19 protein-coding genes are annotated in these 21,500 nt (G+C 41.9%); 1 reads left to right on the top strand and 18 read right to left on the bottom strand.

Features of this window, described 5'->3' with window-relative positions; translation table 11 throughout:
* The first annotated feature begins 317 nt into the window (after nt 1-317).
* A complete protein-coding gene (locus MHZ95_RS06555; protein WP_239389755.1) occupies nt 318-1,058 on the top strand; it encodes an MBL fold metallo-hydrolase in 741 nt (246 codons plus the stop codon).
* A gap of 199 nt (nt 1,059-1,257) precedes the next feature.
* On the opposite strand, the gene MHZ95_RS06550 is transcribed toward MHZ95_RS06555, so the two are convergent.
* The 18 genes from MHZ95_RS06550 to MHZ95_RS06465 all read right to left on the bottom strand — a co-directional run bounded on the left by MHZ95_RS06550 (nt 1,258) and on the right by MHZ95_RS06465 (nt 21,218).
* On the bottom strand, nt 1,258-2,646 hold the full coding sequence (locus tag MHZ95_RS06550) for an MFS transporter (RefSeq protein WP_239389753.1): 1,389 nt from the start codon (nt 2,644-2,646) through the stop codon (nt 1,258-1,260).
* An 87-nt stretch (nt 2,647-2,733) separates the two neighbouring features.
* On the bottom strand, nt 2,734-4,179 hold the full coding sequence (locus MHZ95_RS06545; protein WP_239389752.1) for an amidase: 1,446 nt from the start codon (nt 4,177-4,179) through the stop codon (nt 2,734-2,736).
* Between the two features lie 315 nt (nt 4,180-4,494).
* Nucleotides 4,495-4,857 (bottom strand): hypothetical protein, encoded by a 363-nt coding sequence (locus MHZ95_RS06540; protein ID WP_239389751.1) that lies wholly within the window; start codon nt 4,855-4,857, stop codon nt 4,495-4,497.
* A gap of 73 nt (nt 4,858-4,930) precedes the next feature.
* On the bottom strand, nt 4,931-5,686 hold the full coding sequence (locus MHZ95_RS06535) for an SDR family NAD(P)-dependent oxidoreductase (protein WP_239389750.1): 756 nt from the start codon (nt 5,684-5,686) through the stop codon (nt 4,931-4,933).
* A 16-nt stretch (nt 5,687-5,702) separates the two neighbouring features.
* A complete protein-coding gene (locus tag MHZ95_RS06530) occupies nt 5,703-6,902 on the bottom strand; it encodes a dipeptidase (protein ID WP_239389749.1) in 1,200 nt (399 codons plus the stop codon).
* On the bottom strand, nt 6,902-8,182 hold the full coding sequence (locus tag MHZ95_RS06525) for a Rieske 2Fe-2S domain-containing protein (RefSeq protein ID WP_239389747.1): 1,281 nt from the start codon (nt 8,180-8,182) through the stop codon (nt 6,902-6,904). Before MHZ95_RS06525 ends, MHZ95_RS06530 begins: the two co-directional genes overlap by 1 nt.
* Before the next feature lie 44 nt (nt 8,183-8,226).
* A complete protein-coding gene (locus MHZ95_RS06520) occupies nt 8,227-8,712 on the bottom strand; it encodes a flavin reductase family protein (protein ID WP_239389744.1) in 486 nt (161 codons plus the stop codon).
* Nucleotides 8,713-9,193: 481 nt separating this feature from the next.
* A complete protein-coding gene (locus MHZ95_RS06515) occupies nt 9,194-9,577 on the bottom strand; it encodes a VOC family protein (protein WP_239389741.1) in 384 nt (127 codons plus the stop codon).
* Nucleotides 9,578-9,670: 93 nt separating this feature from the next.
* Complete coding sequence (locus tag MHZ95_RS06510) at nt 9,671-10,699, bottom strand: NAD(P)/FAD-dependent oxidoreductase (RefSeq protein ID WP_239389739.1); 1,029 nt, start codon at nt 10,697-10,699, stop codon at nt 9,671-9,673.
* Nucleotides 10,700-10,806: 107 nt separating this feature from the next.
* A complete protein-coding gene (locus MHZ95_RS06505; RefSeq protein WP_239389738.1) occupies nt 10,807-11,067 on the bottom strand; it encodes a ferredoxin in 261 nt (86 codons plus the stop codon).
* Nucleotides 11,068-11,089: 22 nt separating this feature from the next.
* Nucleotides 11,090-12,976 carry a XylR N-terminal domain-containing protein gene (locus MHZ95_RS06500; RefSeq protein ID WP_239389736.1) on the bottom strand — a complete coding sequence of 629 codons (1,887 nt, stop codon included), beginning with the start codon at nt 12,974-12,976 and terminating at the stop codon, nt 11,090-11,092.
* A gap of 162 nt (nt 12,977-13,138) precedes the next feature.
* Nucleotides 13,139-14,263 (bottom strand): acyl-CoA dehydrogenase family protein, encoded by a 1,125-nt coding sequence (locus MHZ95_RS06495; RefSeq protein ID WP_239389734.1) that lies wholly within the window; start codon nt 14,261-14,263, stop codon nt 13,139-13,141.
* A gap of 305 nt (nt 14,264-14,568) precedes the next feature.
* A complete protein-coding gene (locus tag MHZ95_RS06490) occupies nt 14,569-15,351 on the bottom strand; it encodes a dioxygenase family protein (RefSeq protein ID WP_239389733.1) in 783 nt (260 codons plus the stop codon).
* A gap of 214 nt (nt 15,352-15,565) precedes the next feature.
* Nucleotides 15,566-16,039 carry a flavin reductase family protein gene (locus MHZ95_RS06485; protein WP_239389731.1) on the bottom strand — a complete coding sequence of 158 codons (474 nt, stop codon included), beginning with the start codon at nt 16,037-16,039 and terminating at the stop codon, nt 15,566-15,568.
* A 53-nt stretch (nt 16,040-16,092) separates the two neighbouring features.
* Nucleotides 16,093-16,641, bottom strand: coding sequence for an FAD synthetase family protein (locus MHZ95_RS06480; RefSeq protein WP_239389730.1), 549 nt, complete (start codon nt 16,639-16,641; stop codon nt 16,093-16,095).
* 156 nt (nt 16,642-16,797) lie between these two features.
* Nucleotides 16,798-17,580 (bottom strand): dioxygenase family protein, encoded by a 783-nt coding sequence (locus MHZ95_RS06475; protein ID WP_239389729.1) that lies wholly within the window; start codon nt 17,578-17,580, stop codon nt 16,798-16,800.
* A gap of 86 nt (nt 17,581-17,666) precedes the next feature.
* On the bottom strand, nt 17,667-19,217 hold the full coding sequence (locus MHZ95_RS06470) for a 4-hydroxyphenylacetate 3-hydroxylase family protein (protein ID WP_239389727.1): 1,551 nt from the start codon (nt 19,215-19,217) through the stop codon (nt 17,667-17,669).
* A gap of 201 nt (nt 19,218-19,418) precedes the next feature.
* Nucleotides 19,419-21,218, bottom strand: coding sequence for a XylR N-terminal domain-containing protein (locus MHZ95_RS06465; protein WP_239389725.1), 1,800 nt, complete (start codon nt 21,216-21,218; stop codon nt 19,419-19,421).
* Nucleotides 21,219-21,500: the final 282 nt, after the last annotated feature.

Raw genomic sequence — 21,500 nt, 5'->3', positions numbered from 1 at the left:
GAATTATTTAAATAGCAAAAAATAATTTTGAAATATGACGAACAGTCAATACCTTCCCACTCTTTAATGAATTCATTTGAAATCTTATATTATTTGAGTTGAAACCCATATATCAGAATCACCTATTTAACAAAAAAATAAATTATAACTATTATTTTTCGCTTTTTTAGTTATTTACAATTGTACTTCTCGTAAAAGATGATACTACTCGTAGTCTAGTATTTTGCCTAATTTGTCTACTTTCCATTTTTCTCGTACAAACTTTTCTTTGTCGCGTTTCCACGATACACTTACAACAATGAAGGAGGCGTTTCAATATGGAAATTATACCCATCGGCATTTGGGGCGGTTACCCGAAAGCGAACAGTGCAACCTCTTCGTTTTTAATCGAACATGAAGGCTTCCATTGTCTGATCGATTGTGGCAGCGGGGTCCTGTCATCCTTGCAAAATCATTTACCGTTAGAAAAATTGGATGCGGTCGTCATCAGTCATTATCACGCAGATCATATTGCAGATATCGGCAGCCTGCAATATAGCCGGCTGATCCAGTACTATCTCGGCAAACCGGCACCTGTTTTACCAATTTACGGACATCGGGAAGATGAAGAAAACTTCGCGAAACTGTCATACAAAGAACAGACAGTAGGTGTGGGAGTTTCAGAAGAGGAGATCGTCCAAATCGGACCGTTTGAAGTATCTTTTTGTCGAACAATCCACCCTGTCTATTGCTTGGCCATGAAATTTAAAGTGGACGATCGATCAGTCGTTTTGACGGCAGATACAGAGTGGCGGGATGAGCTGGTGGACTTCGCATACGGGGCTGATCTGTTAATTAGTGAGGCGAACTTGTATGAAGAACATGTTGGCAAGGCACCCGGTCATATGGGCGGTAGCGAAGCGGGCAAATTGGCGAAACTGGCCGGTGTCAACCAGCTTGTACTCACCCATTTGCCACTGCACGGTGATATCCAAGAGATTCTTGCGGCCGCTGCCAGTACATTTAACGGATCTGTCGAGCTTGCGGAAGTCGGGAAGCCGTACACGATTTCTCCATAACCAAAGAGGCTGTCCTCAGTTTTCACAAACTTTCTGGACAGCCCTTTTCTTCAATCATGCATCAATTTTTCACTAGTTTCGGCTGCTCCATATCGCTGCCGATTATCATTTCTTCACTTAGCTTTGTTTTATAACAAACTGGTCTAATAGATTAACATTTGCCTAGATACTCACACCACCGACATTGCCATCTTTTATTTTATTTTGGTAATCGAATCGGTTCCGCATAGCTCTCTTTAACTAGTTTAGATTGAACTTGTTTCAAATTTTCCTCTTCTAGCTTGTTATAGGCCGCATGTTTCTCCTGAACAAACGCTAACGCAATTCCGCCAACTAAAGACGCAATTCCAATAGCCCCGAAGTTAAATTGCGGATGCAAGTTCATCGTCAGCAAGATTCCGATAAGGATTGGGGCTAAGATACCGCCAATCCGGCCAATCGCCATTGTACTGCCAAGTGCGGATGCACGTATACCCGTCGGATAATATTGAGAAACAAATGTACTGGATAAATTTTGAACACCAATAGACGCTGCACCGATGACAGCAATCAATCCGAAGACGATGACCGTACTTTTTGAAAACCCAATGAGCCCAAGTGCAAGAGCTCCAGAAAGAAAAAGGGGGACAAGCACTTTTTTGGCACCTACTTTGTCCATCAGCCTTCCAAGTAGAATCGTTCCTGCAATCGCCCCAAATTGCATGACCGCTGTAAAGAGTAAACTGGAACTTAAGTCATAACCTGCCTGCATCAATAGACGTGGCAGCCAAGTAGTCAAAGAAAAAACGAGGAGGAGTGAACAGAAGCTAGCAATCCAAAACATAAAAGTGCTAAGCGCTCGCTTCTCCTCAAACATTTTAGCGACCGTTCCCCCAACAGCACTGTTAGTTGCTCGCGGTAGTTCCAACTGCACAAGCTGTGGCATGGATGGATCGACTTTCCTCAAGATCTGTTTCGCTTTTTCCAGTTCTCCTTTTTCAATAAGGTATGCGACTGACTCTGGAATATTTTTGATAATGAGAGGCAACATCAACAGCGGAATAACAGCCACCCAAAAAACAGGTTGCCATCCTACTATTGGAAGTAGCGCACGACTTGTTAGCGCTGCAATAAGCCCTCCGACAGAATAACCAGCAAACACGTAAGCTACGAGCGCTGTTCGTTTATATTTAGGCGCGAACTCCGTCATTAACGCCATGACATTCGGCATCACACCGCCAAGCCCAAGACCCGCTATGATTCGACAAATCGTAAACATTCCTACCCCTGTTGCAAAACCTGAAAGAAAGGTGAAGAAGCTGAAGAAAACGATGCAAATAATAATGACTCTCTTTCTCCCAATTTTATCTGCCAGTAATCCAAAAGTGATCGCACCTATCACTGTTCCCGCAATTGTGTAACTCCCAATGGCTCCAGCCAGTACATCGGACATGCCCCATTCTTCCATCAGTGCAGGCACGGCAGCTCCATAAATGACGACATCATAGCCATCAGACATAATAATAAAAAAGAGCCAAGCGACAAGCGCGATGTGAAATGAATGAACACGGCTGTTATTAATCATTTGCATAGGATTAATGGATTTCATCTAAATGGTTCCCCCTTTGGACTTCCAGTAACTGAATTAACACAGTCCTGATTTCTAATCGTCATTTCACACGGCCTCTTATTCGATCTACCGGAACGCAGCTTTTTCTTTAGCTTCTGGATTGGCATATAAATTATTCGCGTTTTCTTTCAATGCCTGTACCCATCGCTCGGAACGCTCATAACAGTCGGCGATTTCCAAGATTCTCTTATCCTCAAAAGGTTTACCGATTAATTGAAGACCAACTGGGAGACGGTCTTCGGTAAACCCGCAGGCAACGGAAAGAGCTGGGAAGCCCAATATATTCGCAAGCGGGGTCTTGCCTAGTGTAAACATATTGCTAATCGCCTGTTCCTTAACCATTGAGCCGATGTCATAAGGCGGCTGAACATTTGTCGGTCCGACGAGCGCATCAATGCCATGCATTTTTTGAAGAGTCGTTCGAATAAATTCATTTCTTGTCCGTTGGGCATTGATATATGCGGTCGCTGAAATATCCCGTCCAAATTGAAAACGGTATTTCAAGTCCTCCCCATAATCATCCTCATGTTTCTTTAACAACGGTTCATGGAAGGAAATGACTTCTGCTTGAGCAATCATCCGTAATCCATCAAGAGCCCTATCAATACCCGGCAGATTTATCGGAACAATTTCTGCTCCCAATGCCTCTAATTGACAAAAGGCCTTTTCAATAACAGCTTTCACACTGCTAGTAATCCCCGCAAACATATACGGTTCATAGAATCCAAGTTTTACACCTTGTAGGTCTGGTAATGATTTCTCGAAAACTACTGAGCCGTCATGCTTCACTGATGCTGGATCATTTGGATCATAGCCTTTCATAGCGTCTAGCATGATGGCAGCATCTTTGATCGTTCGAGTCATAGGCCCAACATGATCAAGTGACCAACTAAATGGAAGACACCCTTCACGACTGACAAGTCCATACGTCGGTTTGATGCCTGCCGTACCACACATCGCCGCTGGCAGACGAATGGATCCTGCTGTATCTGTTCCAACAGCGCCAAAAGCCATTCCTACCGCTGTTGCTACAGCAGATCCACCACTTGATCCACCGGGAATTTTTTTAACATTCCACGGGTTTCTCGTGATGCCATAGTGCGGGTTTTCAGTTGTCGCTCCCATCGCAAATTCATGAAGATTGGCTTTTCCGATAATAATGGCTCCAGCTTCTTTCAGTTTTTGAACGGAAGCCGCATCTTGATCCGGTATCCAGCCTTGAAAAACTTTTGAGCCACCCGTCGTCCGGACTCCTTCAGTTTGTAGCAAGTCCTTTACGGCAATCGGAATACCATGCAAAGGTCCACGTATTTTACCGCTTTGAAGCTCGTCTTCTAATTGTTTTGCTTGATTGATCGCTTCTTCTTCCATCACTGTTATAAAAGCTGTCAGTTCAGCATTATGCTGTTGGATACGTGCAAGGGATAGTTGCGTTAATTCCACAGGTGATAGTTCTTTCTTTTGAATGAATGACCCTACGTTCTCAATCGTTTCAAATAAAAGTTCACTCATCGTTATCCTCCTCAAAACCTTCAAGTGAAAACGTATACGCTGGTTCCCCTACCAACAACTCAGACTCCTCTAGTCCAACAACGCTGATTAAGTATTCAGTCAAAGACATCTAAAAATCCCCTTTCCCGAGTCATAAATGCTTTCTTCATGATGCGATTTGGCTAGACAAGAAATAATATTTTACGGTTTTAAAAATCAATTACACCTGAACTTAACTACGTCCGGATTTTGAAAAGGTTTTAGCATTCATCCCACTGCTTATCTTATAGAAGAAGGGGATGAATGCTAAATCAACCGTAATTTTATATTGCGTTGTTATTTTTCTAACAAGAAAAATGGTCGTCCAATGGAAGCTTCTAAACGGAAATAACGATCCAGACCTGCAGCGCGAAATGCATGCGTCATATTTGTAACCGTTTGCAAATCAGGGATGTTATATAAAAAACATGCGTGCCAATTGGCAGGGCCTGCATGTCCTGCCGTTAAAATATCTCGGTCGAACGTTCCTAGCAATTCTGAGCCGTTATGTTGCCATTCCTCTAATATTGCATTCAGTTTTGGCAATAATTCTTGTTCTTTTTGTTCCTGTGTTGTATCAAACCATCCCGTTGATTCAAAAATCATAAATACTCGTAATGGGTTTGGTATTTGAGGTGCACCGTGTTTAATTTCAGCCATTTTTCCATCTCCTTGTCGTGAAAGATTGGTTCCAAAACACATGATTTCGTGAGAAGTTTGGATTTCTAATGAATTAACGCATAAGCAGTCCACCGTTTATATCAAAGGTGGAACCCGTAATATACCCCGCCGCATCAGAAGCAAGATAAGACACCATACTGGCGACTTCTTCCGCTTTCCCAAAGCGCTGAACTGGAATACTCGCTTGCATTTGTTCTAATTTAGCAGGATCCATATTGTCCATTTCCGGTGTTTCTATCGCTGCAGGTGCGACTGCGTTGACAGTAATCCCTTGATCTGCCAATGACCGTGCAAATGCTTTTGTTAAGACAAGCTGTCCCGCTTTCGAAGCACAATAATGTGCGCCGGAAGATAACGGACCGGCTTGACCGCCAAAAGATGAGATATTAATGATCCGGCCTGTCTGTTGTTTTTTCATCGTTTCAAGTACTGCTTGTGAATAGAAAAACGTTCCGCCGAGATTCACGGAAAGAATAAGGTTCCACTCCTCTTCTGTCACGTCCTCAATGGCCGTTTCTTTGCGAACACCTGCGTTATTCACTAACACATCAATCCGCCCCCAGTTTTCTACAATCGTATGTACACTCGCTTGAATCGCCAGCACGTCCGATACGTCAACTGTGAGAAACATGTACTTCGAAGAATCGAAACGGTTCAACAGGTCCGATTGTTGAACTTCTGCTAATAGTCGTTCATTGACATCGACAAAGACAACGTTCATGCCTTCAGATAGTAATTTCTGTGCGATCGCAAGACCAAGACCTTGACCAGCCCCAGTGACGATCGCTACTTTTTGATTGGTACTCACAATAAGCGTCCCCTCTTCAATTGAAGATTTTTTTCATAACCTTCATGGCATTTCCACCGGCTACTTTCGCAATATCCGTCGTTGTATAGTCTTGTTGAATCAACCAGCCGATCATATTTCTCATCGCTTCGGAAGGATTCTCAAGTCCTTCAACATAGGAGGACTCTTCAAACTCCTCGCCGCTATGCGAAGCTGAAATTCCTAATCGATCATCAAACGCATGCTGCAACGCGACATGATCGCCAAAAAATGTATCCGGGCCAAAGCCAACATGGTCAATCCCTACTAAATTGGCAATATACTCGAAATGCTCCATGACAGAATGGATCGAGTGGGTAGCAGAACTTTTCGTTAACGTTGTATTCGGGGCTGCGCAAATCCCAATGAGACCGCCGTTTTCAGCACAAGCTGTTAGCACATGATCCGGTTTCATCCGCGGGGTGTTCCATAACGCTCGTGCTCCTGCATGTGTCATAAGGACAGGCATGGTACTTGCCTCGATAATGTCTAAGCTCGTTTGGTCGCCACAGTGAGAAATATCAATCATCATCCCTAATCGGTTCATCCGTTCCACAACACGGCGGCCAAACTGCGTTAAGCCGCCGTCACGCGCTTCGACTAATCCCGAACCAAGCGCATTGGCTTCGTTATACGTAATGCCCATACACCGAATGCCTAGTCCATATAAAATATCCACACGGTCCAGCTCATTCTCTAAAATACTTGCAGCCTCTAAAGAAGGGATGAGAGCCGTTTGTTTCTTCCGTTTCGCTTTCTGCATATCACTATATGAACGTGCAATATAGACAGTATTTTGACGTTCAATATCTGCATAACGCATACCGAGCAAGTAAATCACGTCGTCCCATTTCAATCCATTTTTCGATGTAATGATTGAAATGCCATCCATAAAATTTTCAAAAATGATATCGATGCCTGATTGGGCGATACCTTCATAATGAAAGAATGTGTGCAGTTCACCGCAATATGGGAGTATGTCGTCATAATTTTTCGGAACGATAAAGCCATGATCCCTTAAAGAAACAATCGGTTCTTCCATCATGATTTCGTTCAGCTTGGCTTCTTCTTCCTCCGTTAACTGCAATGAATAAGGCGGTACTCGATCCAATTCAGTCGCAAGGTCATACCGCTTGTAATCAACATTTTCCCGCAAGTAGTTAAAAGAGGTATAGCCATCGTATTGTTTCTTATTCATCACTGCTTAACCGGCTGGCGCTTCAGATCAAACTGTTCTTTTAATGGAAACGCTTGTTGCCAAGTTTTTTGATTGTCATCATAAAGGCCGTCACTGTATAACGTTTTCAATGACTCGTTCTCCAATGCAAACGGCTCCTGTCCTTCTTGGAATTTTTTCACTTGTTGAAGCAGGATTCGGCGCATATGGATAATCGGTAAATCGCTTGTCCCTAAGTGCTCAATCGAACGGTCAACAATTGTTCCCATCGTTTCAGTTGCCGCGTGGTCTTGGTTGGCAATCCCACGAATCCCTGTGAAGTTGCCTGTCTTTTGCAATTCACGATCTTGATTGTATTCATTTTCAGCATTAATTTGCTTACGGAAATCCTCATCCAGCTTTAAACCACGACGATCGTGTTGGGCTTGAACGTCTATGACGCGATCGTGCGCAAACTGAACATCCCACGTCCATGTACTATGGTCATCCCTTGGAATGAATGCATGCCACATGCCATCTTCGCCACCAAATCGTGGTGGGTACGTATAGAATGGAAAAATATAGTGAATTTCCATAAAAGCATTTTCTTCTTCAGTTCCAATTCCAACCGCAATACACCGTTTCCCGAAGTTCGTATCTTGAACAGCTTGTTTAACCGGAGGGTTTTTCACGAGCGGGTGGTCTGGGTCAATACCTAGGTCACTACTCAAAACACCTTCTTCTACCTCCTGCGTACCATGTGCTTTATGCAAAAATGCAGCGTGTACAAAATCCAGGTCATTTTCCATTGCTTGTGCATAGTTACACTCTTGCCAGACACGCTCGACTAATTTGTTTTCTTCAGGTAACCCCATCCAATAAAATTCCGGGAAATCCGGTTGTGAATCAGGCGGTCCCATATACGTCCAAACGATTCCGCTCACTTCTTTTGTTGGATAACTCTTTAATTTAATAGACTGTCTAAACTTTCCGTCCGTAGGCTCTGAAGGAATTTCCGTACAATTGCCAGCCGTATCAAATTTCCAGCCATGGTACATACAACGAATGCCGCATCCGTCATTAATGCCGTAATACAATGACGTTCCACGGTGCGGGCAACGCTCGTCAATCAATCCTACTTTGCCTTCCGTATCACGAAATGCAACTAAATCTTCACCTAGCAACTTCACTCGTTGCGGCTTTCCATCACTTACTAATTCATGGGATTGTAGTGCCGGAATCCAATATCTACGGAATAATTTGCCCATCGGTGTTTCTGGATCTGTTTGCGTGAGTAGTTGATTGTCTGCTTTTGATAACATGACTCATTCCCCCTGTTTCTCGTTGTGGTTTCGTTCAATATTTATTATTCAACCCATTCTTTTTGTGCGACATGTTCAAGCTTGCCACGGAAAAAGAGCAATGGTTCCGCTTGATCGTCGTATGTGGCATTTTTTACATAGCCTGTGATGATCACATGATCGCCACCTTCGAAAATCTCATAGACCTCACATTCAATCGTCGCTAAATTCCCCTGCAGGATTGGTACGCCCTGATCGGAAATCGTGTAAGAAGCACCTGCAAATTTGTCTTCAGACTTTTTCGCAAATCGCCAGCAATCTTCCTCTTGCTCCTTTTGCAAAATATTTATAGCGAAAGGGACACCCTTTTTAAACGCTGGCAAGCTGAAGGCCTTTTTGTCGATACAAACAAGAACGAGTGGCGGGTCTAAGGAAACCGAAGAAAAGGCATTGGCCGTTAACCCGATCAGATCACTCCCCTGCGCCGTTGTAATCACCGTGACGCCCGTTGCAAAATGACCAAGTGTAGTTCTGAATTCACGTGGATCCATTTTTGTTTCCTCCTTACATGAAATGTTAGCTCCATAAAGCACCGAATGTTTGATAGCGGTTTCACTATCTAAATAATTCGGAATACTTCGTTTGTGTATTCATCATAATTTATTCGAATTTTTGAAACAATCTAGGTTTCGATCTAATTATCCAATGTTATTAGACTCATTCGTACGAATAAAAACATAGAAGTTTTACTTTCATGAAAATCAATTACGCCTCGGCGTAATTGCGTCCAGATTTTGAATCGAGCTTGCTCGATTAACTCCTTTCAAAATCTGTGACATCCGCCGGAGGCTTTATCTTCGTTCAGCAGGCGTTTGGACACCCGCTGAACAGATAACAAAACCGGCATTCACCTCACCACCTATAGGGGTGGAAGTCTTCTGCTGAATGAAGATAAAAATACTCCTTTCCTGTAATTTCATTACAGGAAAGGAGTATTTCTAAATGAAAACCTATCGGCTCGGGAAGATCAAGTTATATTCGCTCTACAAACTGCAAGAGCTCCTCATTAGGTCCTTTAAATAAAATCATACGGCCGCCTTCAAGTGTAGGCTTTGGCTCTTCCGACGTAAAAACAATTCCTTTTTCGCGGTAGTAACGAATCGACGCATCAAGATCATCAACTGTAAAAGCGAGATGATTGACAATGCCACTCTCATTGTATTCCCCAACCGGATCAATGTCTTGGATTAATTCAATCTCCATATCCGGTTGTGCTTCTAAATATAAAAAAGCCATTTCTCGGTTTGGATTATTGCCCCTGAGACGGACAGTAAATCCGAACATCTCAGAATAGAATTGAATCGATTGATCCATATCCTTTACTATGATTGCTACATGCTCCATTTTACGAATCATATACGTTCTCCCCCTTCAATACGTTTTTTCTCCCCAAAAAGATCAATCAAATGAAGTGATCCCTCGCTTTGATTCATCTCTTTCATATCTATTTTACGTTAAAGAAGCAACCTTTTGCTTACTTTCTTTTTCGCCCATAACCGTTGTACTATGAAGCGGTTGGACTTTAGCACTCGGGTCCATATAAACTTTTGCATTGCTAACGGCTGTAGGCGCCTCCCCAAAGCCACTTGCAATGAGTTTAACTTTCCCTTCATATGTACAAATGTCACCCGCTGCATAAATCCCTTCAATATTTGTTTCCATTTTCGAATTGACGACAATGCTATTTTTCTCAATCTCTAGTCCCCACTCTTTAATCGGACCGAGGGACGAAACAAATCCATAGTTAACGAGGACATCATCAACTTCAACCACTTTCGTCTCTTCGCCTTTTACTTGCTGAAGAACAACTTGTTCAATCGCATCTTCACCAATAAATTCAGTTGGAACGTAAGGAGTCACAACCTTAACGGTGGAGTTTTCTAACTGTTGGACACTATGCTCATGCGCACGGAACTTTGCTCGTCGGTGAGCTAGCGTCACTTCCTCGGCAATTGGTTCAAGCATCAATGCCCAGTCAACCGCTGAATCTCCCCCGCCGAACACTTGAACTTTTTTTCCAGCAAACTTATTCAGATCATCTACAAAGTAATGAAGGTTTTTTCCTTCGTACTTCTCTGCAGCAGGCAGCTCTAATTTACGTGGATTAAATGCACCATTTCCAGCCGTAATAATGATTGTCTTCGTCAAATGTGTCCCTGCATTCGTCGTCATTTTAAAGATTCCATCCTCTTGCTTTTCCAATTCAAGAACGGACTCATTCAACACAATTGTCGGATCGAATTGATTCATCTGCTCAATAAGTCGATCTACCAGCTCTTGCGCAGTCACTTTCGGAAAACCAGCCACATCATATATATACTTTTCGGGATAAAGCGCAGAAAGTTGCCCACCTAATTGGGGCAAACTTTCAATAATTTTTACCGAAGCTTGACGTAAGCCAGCATAAAAAGCAGTAAACAACCCAACTGGTCCTCCACCAATTATTGTAATATCATACACTTCATTTCTATTGGACATCCGACTCACTCCCATTCAATGATCAATTACGCAGCAACGTAATCGTATTCAGCGCGCAACTTCCACAATTCCCTTTTATTCCGATGCCTTAAAGTCATCGAAAGTACTCAAACTCCAACTTCTTCAAATTTCAACGGATCCCCGTTGAAAGACTTTTCAGAAACCTTAATAGACTCGGTTGGGCATCCCTCATAAGCATCCTCTAGGTCCTCTACCAAATCCTCCGGTACTTCTACAATTCCTTCATTTTGATCGAGAAGGACATAAGAAATCCCCTCGTCATTGTAGTCAAATATATCCGGTGCAGCCCCTCCACATGCACCACATGCAATACATGTGTCTTGGTCAACAATTGTATATTTCGCCATCGTTTTTCACTCCTTCTTAATTTTACATTTGAATTCTTCCAAGGGTTAAGAAGATTTGAAGCGCAATTTGTATTTCAAAACGACTATTTGAGTCAGACAAATCGGTATACAACAAGTCTTCAATTTGCTGTATGCGATAGCGCATCCCACTAATTGAAATAGACATTTCACGCGCTGTTTTATGCAAATTGAATTCGTTTTGTGAGTAATAAAACAACGTTTGTAGCAATTCAGAATTTCTCTTTTCATCGTATTCCAGTACTGGACTCAATTTTCCCTTCGCAAACGCTTCTAATTCGGCAGGCTCCCGAGCGTTTAAAAATAACGTTAAATGTCCTAACTCATTGGACAATACAATTTCCGATTTGGACGTTCGATATTTTGCCAGTTCAACAGCTTTTTTTGCTTCTTGGGCTTTCGTATTAAAATCAGATAGTTTTCGTGTTTCATTACTAATCCCAATACAAATTTGTCGATCAGAACTCACAACTTGCCCTAACAGCTTTTCACCAAACTTTTTTATCGTCGTTCGCTGATTTTCAATCCATTTTTTCGCTACAATTACTTGGATTGTATTGAGCTTTGTGAGAATAAGCATATTATATTGATCGTCTGCGTTTTGAATGCTAGTCGTCAATTGATTTCGAATGCGCATATATTTATCATTTGTCGTATTGTCTTCCTCTATCGTTGGATTATTAATATCAATGTGCATAATATAATGGGGTTCAGTTAAATTGTAGCCAAGTGACGATAACCGATTATGAATTTCCCCCACTTCGGTTCCATCATCATTCAGAAGTTGCTCGACCAATTCCCCTTTTAACCTTTGCTCCGTTTCAAGAGCAATCCGCTCATTTTGCAAGTATAAGGCAGCAATTGTTGCGACACGTTCTAGTAAATCTTCATGAAAATCATCACTTTTTTGATCTAATGCGATGGTTATATATCCGTGAACTTGATTTCGAACGACGATGGATGTTGTCAAAAGCTTAAATGTTTTATCTTTCAAATCCGTTACAATAATGTGATTGAGTGCCGCTGTTTCATATTCACTTGGCCAAAAATTCTCCGCCGACATATAATCCGTCATTCCAGGGTTATCACCATATTGAGCAAGCAACTTAAAATTGCTATTTTCAATTAAGACAGGACAATGCAAGCTTTTTCCTAATAGTTCCGCAAAAGCCGGGAATCCTTCCCCTTTAAGCATGGCCGTCGTTAAATTTCGGCTTAAAGAGGAACCGATTCGGAACCGTTCTTTTTCAAGTTCAACTTTTCGATACATCTGATCCAGTTCACCTGACATATCGTCGTCAACATAAAAAAGTAGTTCCTCGGAAATGTCGTCGCCCCATTCCTCAACTGTTTTTCCAATATAACTACAATGGTCGTCGCCTTTTCCTCTACATTTCACTTCTTTAAAGATAATTTTTTTCCCTACACAAGCACTCGTATAACCACTTGCATAACCAATTAAAAAATAACAAATCGGTTCCGAATGCATCGGAAAATGCTCTAAATGCTGTTTCGCTTCATAGGAATCTATCCAGTAACCAGAAACATTAAAGGTTTTCTTTTCAAGGTCGACATAGAATTCTTCTGGGTACGATAAAGATCTTCCCGTTAAACTATGCATTTTAGAGCCCGCAAGGAGCCACTCCATGTCGTCCTTCCAATTAATCTTATCTTTTAACATTCTCGCTTCATGCGCGCCACAATTATATGCATAACGAAGCAAAAATCGTTTCGCACGTTGAACACCAAGTGCAGTAATTAAATCTTTCCGAAGGAATCCCCATGCTTCCATACTCATTAATGTAAAATTTAAATCTGTTAAGTTTATACCCGGCTTGGTGGAAATGTGCATCAGATGATCTAACGTCAGTTCACTAGCTTGAATTGTCAAAAGAATCCCCCCTTACTATTTTGATGACTCAAATAAGTATTCACAAAATAGTAAATGACTGTCCCAAAATAAAACACTCTTTGAAATGACAGCGTTTACACCCTGTAAAAAATTTTGTAAGATAAGCGGACTTATCAAATGTCTGTGAATAATTCTATCTTATCAGATGTAGCCTTTCATCGGTTGCACGCCCAACTGTACTGCTCCGGCACCGTCATACATGCTCTCGTTTAGGAATGCGTGCTGGGTCACAACCATCGCATCGCGCAAATGTCGTTGCAACGGATGTCCGTCGTAAATAGCAGAGGTGCCAGCAAGCATGTAGGCTGATTGTACGGCGCGCGCACCTTCGCGGGCCGCTTGCGTGGCTGCTAAGCGCAACATGCTTGTTTGATCGGCGGAGACGCCATCGCCTTTCAGGATTGATTCCCAAGCGGATTCAGTAGCCTCGTAGAAGAAGGCACGCGCCGATCTTAGCGCTGCTTCCGCCTTTGCCACAGAGATTCGCAAATAAGCTCGATCGGCCATTTTCGGTGCCCCTGTGATGCTGGAACGTCCAGCCATCTGAGAAACTTCATCAAGCGCAGCCCGGGCTACACCAAGATTGACGACTGCTAATACCTGCGCTGCATAGGCGATGGATGGAAAGTGGTAAATCGGTTCTTCAATAGAAGGAACACCGCCACGAACAAAGGTCCATTCATCAGGGACGAAGATGTCTTTTACGCGCAGGTCATGGCTGCCCGTTCCGCGCATCCCGATTACCTCCCAGTTCTCGACGATTTCCACGTCCTCAGGTCTTAGTACAGCGGTAAGCGGTTTGCCGCCTTCCCCAGTGCCAATACCGACACCGAGGAGATCCGCCCCCTTACATCCACTTGCGAACCTCCAAAGACCGTTAACAAGCCAGCCGCCACTCACCTTCTTTGCGGGCTGAACTGGAAACAGACCGCCTGCAAAGGCCACATCCGGTCCATCTGCATAAAGTTTTGCGAGAGTTTCGCGCGGCAAGGCAGCTAAGTAGACTGCAGCAGAGCCGAAGCTTGCTACCCATCCAGCGGATCCATCTGCTTCGGAGATCGTCTCAATCAACTTAAGGAACTCCATGGGCGTGCGGGCATCTCCGCCAAAACACTGCGGCGCATGAGCGCGATAGACGCCCACTTCCTTTAGTTGCGCTATCATGTCCTTTGGCATGTGCCGCCGTTTTTCAAACTCATCGCGTCGAGCGCGGATTTCGGTCAATACTTGATTGAGTAAGTTTTGGTTTTGTATTTGAACAGTCATGATTTTCTCCTCCCTATAACTTATATTTTCACTTAATGACAGTCACCTCATGATATAAAGAATGAGTTACTTACGGAAGAGCCTTCCCTTTCAACCTAGATTCCAAATTTCATTGGAGATTTGCCACTAAATATTTTATCTATTCCTACGATAGAACATTTGAAATATTTTAACTACTACACATTAGGTCTGAACTTCTTAAATATTCCATACGGTTCGTCTGATTAATTTCAATACTCAACCGCACATTCTAACTCGCTTTCTTCCACAAAAAAATCAGGGGCATTGAGAATGCCCCTGATTTTTTATAGTGTTCGCATCACAAAGTTTAACGAAGCTTCTTTATGATCGCCTTTATCAATAAGATTTGTCAGAAGATCTAACCGGACACCGTCTGCCACGTCTGTTTCAAGATATTCATCGCCTTCGAAGAACACTTGTGTAATAAGGGTTTCATGTCCCTCTGCTTCAAACATAAGGTGAAGATGTGCCGGACGCATCGGATGCTGATCCGTGTATTCCAAAAACTCTCCCGTAGGACCATCTGTCGGGATCGAATACGGTAGCGGAACGATCGATTTCACTTCAAAATCACCGTTTTCATCCGTATAGAAATGCCCTCTGAAGTTATATCTCGGTGCATCCGAATCAAAAGCGGAATATTTACGGGATGCATCATTATGCCACATTTCAACGCGTGTATTCGCTAGCTTCTTACCATCAACATTGCTGACGTTCCCTTTAAAATACAGAACCTCGCCTGCTTCGTCTGGACGCTGGGTCAACACCAATGGTTTTCCGGGTTCTGCTTCAATCAGCGGAGATCCTTCTATGAAATACGGCCCTAAAAGGGACGGTTGTGTACCCGGTTTCTCCGTGTACATCGCCTTTAGTACATGGGTCTCTAAGAAAACATCTGCATACAACGGAAATTCTCCTGTCCTTCCCAGACGATCAGCCCAATTTACAAAGTTTGTATACTCCTCGTGATTTAGTTTCGCTTCTTCTAAAAAACCTTGGATATGTTTGATAAATAAATGAAAGACCTCTTCTACACGTTCATTCTTTTTAGTAAGTTCTTTTTGCATCATGAATTCCCCCTAATTCATTGTTAGATTACCGTTCTCACACATCAGAAAAATTAGAATAATCTAATCATAGATATATACTAACGTAACCCTTCCCTTTAATACAATGTATGTTTAGGTCTAACTAACTACGGTAAATAGACCTTTTCGTATGAATAAATTTAAAAACGCACCTGTTGTGTATGACAAGGGTGCGTTTTTTGTTGGTATTTCATCAAACCACTTGGACTTCTGAAGATAAAGTTGAAAATTTACCTGCAAAATACGTGAGAGCATTCCCGTCATTGTACTCAAAATTCTTAACCTCACCTACGAAAAGAACATGGTCACCACCGTCATATTCGTTCCATGCAACACATTCGATATATGCGAGCGATTCCTCAAGACGAGTTGTATGCTCTCCTTCAATCCAATTGAATGGTTCAGTTTCCTTCGGACGCCCCGCAAAATGCATAGCCACATCTTCTTGATTGTCGTTTAAAATATTAATCGTGAATGCATTATTTTTAAGGTGTTTGAATGCTTTTGTTTTCCGGTCAACAGATACCAAAACAAGCGGTGGATCTAGTGACACAGAAGTAAATGAGTTTGCTGTGAACCCATGATTGCCGCTTTCAGCTTTACATGTTACAACTGTAACACCGGTTGCAAAACGTCCCATACAATTTCTAAATTCCCTTACATCCATCAAAATATCCCTCCTATTAAACTACCTGCCTGGTACTAATTACTAATACTTTATTAGGCGTGATTTACAGCATATTGATTTCTTCCTAATAATGAATAGGCTTTTTCCACTTCTTTATGCTGTAAAAGGTTACGAATCCGTGTCGATGAAATGACTTCCCCTTCTGGACATTTGACAGCGGGATGCTGATACGCCTTAAATGCATTGTCTAGATCTGCAATCGTACCGCTTTTCCCTTTGGCAAAGTTGAATCCTGGTCCCACCCATATCTCTTTTGGATTCACATCACTTAACTCGTCAATAAAATCTTGTACACCCCTGGATGCATATACCTCGTCAAATGATGCGAAAACTGTGTAGCAAACACCCAGTTCCTTTAGAAATCTTCTCTTTTCCGGCAGTGAAGTCAATAGTGGCTGATTTTGAAAAAAAACCTTAGGCGGTGGATCGAATGTATAGACAACAAGGGGAACCTTATAAAGTTCAGCTTGTGATTTCGCTTTTTTTATCAATGCTTGATGTCCTCGGTGAATGCCGTCAAAAGCTCCAATCGTGACAACGGATTGTTCTAGTTTAAGTTGATTGTTTTGAAAAACCTTCAATATAAGATATCCTCACTTTTCGTCAAGATGACAACGATCAATTCGTCAATGACGAATCAAGCATTGTTTTTCGCATTGAATAGCAACCGTTTTAACATCTTTGATTTTCAAAAAATCAAGGACATCATTCAATGCCCTTGACGATGTACACCTTACTTATAGCGTACGCATAACAAAGTTTAACGAAGCTTCTTTATGACTACCTTTATCGATAAGTTTTGTCAGAAGATCTAATCGCACACCATCTGCCACGTCTGTTTCAAGATATTCATCACCTTCGAAGAACACTTGTGTAATAAGGGTTTCGTGTCCCTCTGCTTCGAACATAAGGTGAAGATGTGCCGGACGCATCGGATGCTGATCCGTGTATTCTAAAAACTCTCCCGTAGGACCGTCTGTCGGGATCGAATAAGGTAGTGGCACAATGGATTTCACTTCAAAATCACCATTTTCATCCGTATAGAAATGGCCTCTGAAATTGTATCTTGGTGCGTCAGAATCAAAAGCAGAATACTTTCCAGTCGCATCGTTATGCCACATTTCTACGCGGGTATTCGCAAGCTTTTTGCCGTCAATATTGCTGACGTTCCCTTTAAAATACAGAACCTCGCCTGCTTCATCTGGACGCTGTGTCAACAACAATGGTTTTCCGGATTCCGCTTCAATCAGCGGGGACCCTTCTATGAAATACGGCCCCAAAAGGGACGGTTGAGTACCCGGTTTCTCCGTGTACATCGCTTTTAGTACATGTGTTTCCAAGAAAACATCCGCATACAACGGAAATTCTCCTGTCCTTCCCAGTCGATCCGCCCAATTTACAAAGTTTGTATACTCCTCGTGGTTAAGTTTCGCTTCTTTCAAAAATTCTTGGATATGCTTAATAAATAAATGAAAAACTTCTTCCACACGTTCATTCTTTTTAGTAAGTTCTTTTTGCATTTTGGATTCCTCCTAATTATCGTTTTTTTATTCTTCAACAATTTACAAGCGTCAAATTGTTGAAGAATACAATTCACTTTCCCTACTCATTTCTTTTGATAAGCATTTACATCATCCGGGTTGATCCACGTCGGATTCACCCAACCATCCAAGTTATAATCATCCATACATTCTTGAGCAAACTTTTCATACTCTTCTGCCTGACCAGTCTTTTGAGCCATGATCAAGTTCTCAAGACGAATATTTTCATTGTTTCCGGAGTAGTTTCGCTCATACAATTCATGGCGTCCACCGTATTCAGTCCCAATCGCATCCCATAGCAATTTGATGACTTTAATTTTTTCTTCTGCATCAATGCCATTTGAACCACGATAGAGCTTATCAAGATAAGGACGCAGCTCTGGATTTTTAAAATCACTTGTACTCGATGGCTGTACAATTAGACTTCCCGCCACAACCGTCTCAATAATGTCTTTTACACGCGGCCATCCTTCCGACATGAATACACGGTACGCCAAGCCATAGTCAATGTTTGGCAAGACGGTACCATTTGCACCTTGATTTGGATTCAAAGCCATGGCATCACTCATCGCCCAGAACATATTCCGATACGCCAACACTTCCCCAATATTGGCTTGAACACCACGGAATTTATCTGTTCCGTTCCCTCTTAACGCTTTAATCAGTAAACCTGAAATGAAATCCAGTTTAACCGCAAGTCGTACAACACCGTGAAACGTAAAGCGGTGTAGGAATCCACTTTCTGCGAAGAAGTTATTCGCTTTCTCGATATCTCTATAAACAAGTACGTTTTCCCATGGAATCAAGGCATTATCAAAAACGATAACTGTATCGTTTTCATCAAAGCGGCTACTTAATGGATAATCGAATGGACTTCCCGTTACCGCTGCATTCATTTCATAGGAAGGGCGGCTAATGAGTTTAACACCCGGTGTGGACATGTCAGCAATAAATACAAGTGCATACTCCTCACTTGGGATTGCAAGTGCCCCGTAATGAGCAACAAAGTTATAGTTTGTAAGAGCCGAACCCGTCGCAACCATCTTCGCACCACTGACCAAAATACCTTCTTCCGTTTCACCTACGCAGTGAATAAATACATCTTTCACTTCGTCAATCGGCTTGTCCCGATCAACCGGTGGATTAATGATGGCATGGTTGAAGTACCAGTTTTTCTCTTGCGCTTCTTTGTACCATCTCCTAGCATTGTCTGCATATTTTCCGTAGTATTCCGGATTTGCTCCAAGCGTTGCTAGAAAGGATGCTTTGTAATCTGGAGATCTCCCCATTTGACCGTATGTCAGCCTTGCCCATTGTGCGATGGCATCACGCGTTTTGAACAAATCCCCCGGAGTTGTATCCGGTTGGAAGAAGCGTTGTGTATAGCCGCCATTTCCTGTATCTGTTTCTCTCGTTAACACGTCTTTATATTTTGGATCATGCAAGGCGTCATACAATCTAGCAATGGAACGGGCACTATTTCGGAATGCAGGGTGCGTCGTAACGTCTTCAACTTTTTCCCCATGAAGCCATACTTCCCGACCGTCTCTCAAACTCTCCAAATACTCTGCACCTGTCAAAGGCGCTTTAACCGTTTCCTGTTGTTTAGTAGTCATCTTGTTCCTCCCTCTCTGTAATGTAACCGCTTACTAACCTAATAGTACCTCCTATTCTGATTATTGATAACTGTAAAAAAACATCAATAAAAGTGTCTTGACTAGCAGAAATTGCGGGTAGTTTAAAATTCAGAATCCCCACTCCGCTTTTACAATCAGTAAAGGACGAACCGCAAATGATTCGTCCTCCTTCAACATTCATTATTTCTTTATATTGCTCATGACTTGCAATGCAAAATATATTTTTGTAGCAAGCTGGCATTCAAATCTCCCGGCTCCCGTTTTTAAATCGATGCCACTTAACGATTCTATCCTTTCAATTCGGTAACGCAATCCAGCGATCGATAAATGTAATTCATCAGCCGTTTGCTGCAAATTTCCATTGTTGTCCAAATAGGTTTTAAGCGTAATAAGTAAATTCCCTTGATTTTCACAATCGTATTCCACTAATTCGCCGATCGTTTCAGAGTAAAACCTAATCAATTCTTGCGGATCAGACCCCTTCAAGAACATCATCATCGGTTCTAACTCTTTAAAAGCAGCATGTCGGCTGCCCATAGGGTACGTCAATTGGACAAAGTCACATAGACGAGTAGCGTCCAAATAACTTATACGCATCTTTTGAATCGTATCCGCCAATTGTCCTGAACCACTATAAACTTTTACATCGGGTAAACTTACGAGGATTTCCTCAAGTATACTGGACATATAGTCCTCAATATTCGGGTTGCTATTTTTCGGAACAATCATGACTATGTATCCGTCTTTCGTAAATACATCGAGACAAGAATACTTTTTCGTAAGGAAACCTAACACATCTCCTCTCTTTTCTTTCGGCAACACATTAATAGCGATCAGCCAATTTGGCTCGCCTGGTTTAAAACCAAAAATAGCAGCTTGCCTATTCAAAAGAGCATCATCTACTATTCTATTTTCGATCAGTTCACCGAAAAAATCTTCTCTTCTTTGCCATAGTGATTCTGTGATTTTCCGCTGATGATACATTTGAATCGTGAACACCATTAAAGCCCGATTTATGATTAACTGCTCTCTTTGATCAAGCTTTTCGTCACCGATTACAGTCAGCCTTCCCAATGAAACTTTATGACTTTTAATGCTGAATGACTCAAAAAACAAATCATCATACCGCTTCGTAACTACGCCGCTTTTTATCCATTTATCATATGTCTTCCGATCTTCCGCACACTTAAAATATGACGAGTATACTTCCGTTAAATGATCTATAACAATACTACGTCCGAGTATACTTCCAACCCTCGTCGTAATTTCATTAATATCTTTGTCCTCCAAAAAAAGCTCAGTTAATTCATTTTGCACCTTTTCCGACTCGACGATGTCTTTGTTAAGCTGCTCTATTTCCATATACATATCTTCCAAGACAGACTGCAAAGATTCTGCTTTGTAATAACGTAAATCCTTCAGGTGTTCTTCTTCAGAGTGAGCGACCGTTTTTGCAACAAAATAACACGCCGAGTCCCCTTTCCCTCGGCAGTATTTCTCATAAGCGACAACTTCTTTTCCAAAAACTTTTGTGAGATAACCACTTGCATAACCTATTAATGTCCAACATATTGCTTCACGATCTATACCTTGTTCATCAATATGATTTCCCACTTCAAATGAGTTTTTCCAGTGTCCTGTAAAATATAACTTGTCACCTTCAATTTCCAAAATGTCAGGCTCTACAGTAACAATTCCTTCTAATGTATGCATAGATGGTCCTGCCAGCACCAATTCTTTTATCGACTTCCATTCGTATTCTTCCCGAAGAGACTCTCCTGCCTTGTTGCCACATGCCCAGCCATAGCGCATAAGAAATCCTTTTGCGCGATCTTTACCGAGCGTATTTATTAAATCTGTGCGCAATATTCCCAATGCTTCTACGGAGATTAATGCCATTCGTTTGTCGTGTAATTTAATTATGCCTGTACGAGGATTGACATCAAGCAAATTTTGTAAAAGTAGCTCGTTAGCTTTCATTACCACTCCTACTCCCTTCTATTCATCAGCAAAACAATTGGACTTGCTTGTTTTTTCGAGGAATACGAATTCAATGTTTTCACGGATCATTTCTATTTGTTAGATTAGCGATAGCAAAGGGACTTATACAAACGAATGTTACTCAAACTTAAAGACCCTCTATACTCCACTGTATCAGATTGACCATAAGTACTATATTCAGAAAAAAATGATGATGTATATAGTCATTCATATACATCACCATTCCAATTATTTTGACAACGATTCCAACTTCGACAAAGC

This window comes from Sporosarcina sp. ACRSM, from assembly GCF_022346545.1.
Classification (GTDB): Bacteria; Bacillota; Bacilli; order Bacillales_A; family Planococcaceae; genus Sporosarcina.
This window is presented reverse-complemented; position numbering and strand designations above follow the sequence as displayed.

Coding starts and splice junctions, on each gene's coding strand:
- MHZ95_RS06555 (WP_239389755.1), top strand. CDS start 318: ATGGAAATTATACCCATCGGCATTTGGGGCGGTTACCCGAAAGCGAAC.
- MHZ95_RS06550 (WP_239389753.1), bottom strand. CDS start 2,646: ATGAAATCCATTAATCCTATGCAAATGATTAATAACAGCCGTGTTCAT.
- MHZ95_RS06545 (WP_239389752.1), bottom strand. CDS start 4,179: ATGAGTGAACTTTTATTTGAAACGATTGAGAACGTAGGGTCATTCATT.
- MHZ95_RS06540 (WP_239389751.1), bottom strand. CDS start 4,857: ATGGCTGAAATTAAACACGGTGCACCTCAAATACCAAACCCATTACGA.
- MHZ95_RS06530 (WP_239389749.1), bottom strand. CDS start 6,902: ATGAATAAGAAACAATACGATGGCTATACCTCTTTTAACTACTTGCGG.
- MHZ95_RS06525 (WP_239389747.1), bottom strand. CDS start 8,182: ATGTTATCAAAAGCAGACAATCAACTACTCACGCAAACAGATCCAGAA.
- MHZ95_RS06520 (WP_239389744.1), bottom strand. CDS start 8,712: ATGGATCCACGTGAATTCAGAACTACACTTGGTCATTTTGCAACGGGC.
- MHZ95_RS06515 (WP_239389741.1), bottom strand. CDS start 9,577: ATGATTCGTAAAATGGAGCATGTAGCAATCATAGTAAAGGATATGGAT.
- MHZ95_RS06510 (WP_239389739.1), bottom strand. CDS start 10,699: ATGTCCAATAGAAATGAAGTGTATGATATTACAATAATTGGTGGAGGA.
- MHZ95_RS06505 (WP_239389738.1), bottom strand. CDS start 11,067: ATGGCGAAATATACAATTGTTGACCAAGACACATGTATTGCATGTGGT.
- MHZ95_RS06495 (WP_239389734.1), bottom strand. CDS start 14,263: ATGACTGTTCAAATACAAAACCAAAACTTACTCAATCAAGTATTGACC.
- MHZ95_RS06490 (WP_239389733.1), bottom strand. CDS start 15,351: ATGCAAAAAGAACTTACTAAAAAGAATGAACGTGTAGAAGAGGTCTTT.
- MHZ95_RS06485 (WP_239389731.1), bottom strand. CDS start 16,039: ATGGATGTAAGGGAATTTAGAAATTGTATGGGACGTTTTGCAACCGGT.
- MHZ95_RS06475 (WP_239389729.1), bottom strand. CDS start 17,580: ATGCAAAAAGAACTTACTAAAAAGAATGAACGTGTGGAAGAAGTTTTT.
- MHZ95_RS06470 (WP_239389727.1), bottom strand. CDS start 19,217: ATGACTACTAAACAACAGGAAACGGTTAAAGCGCCTTTGACAGGTGCA.
- MHZ95_RS06465 (WP_239389725.1), bottom strand. CDS start 21,218: ATGAAAGCTAACGAGCTACTTTTACAAAATTTGCTTGATGTCAATCCT.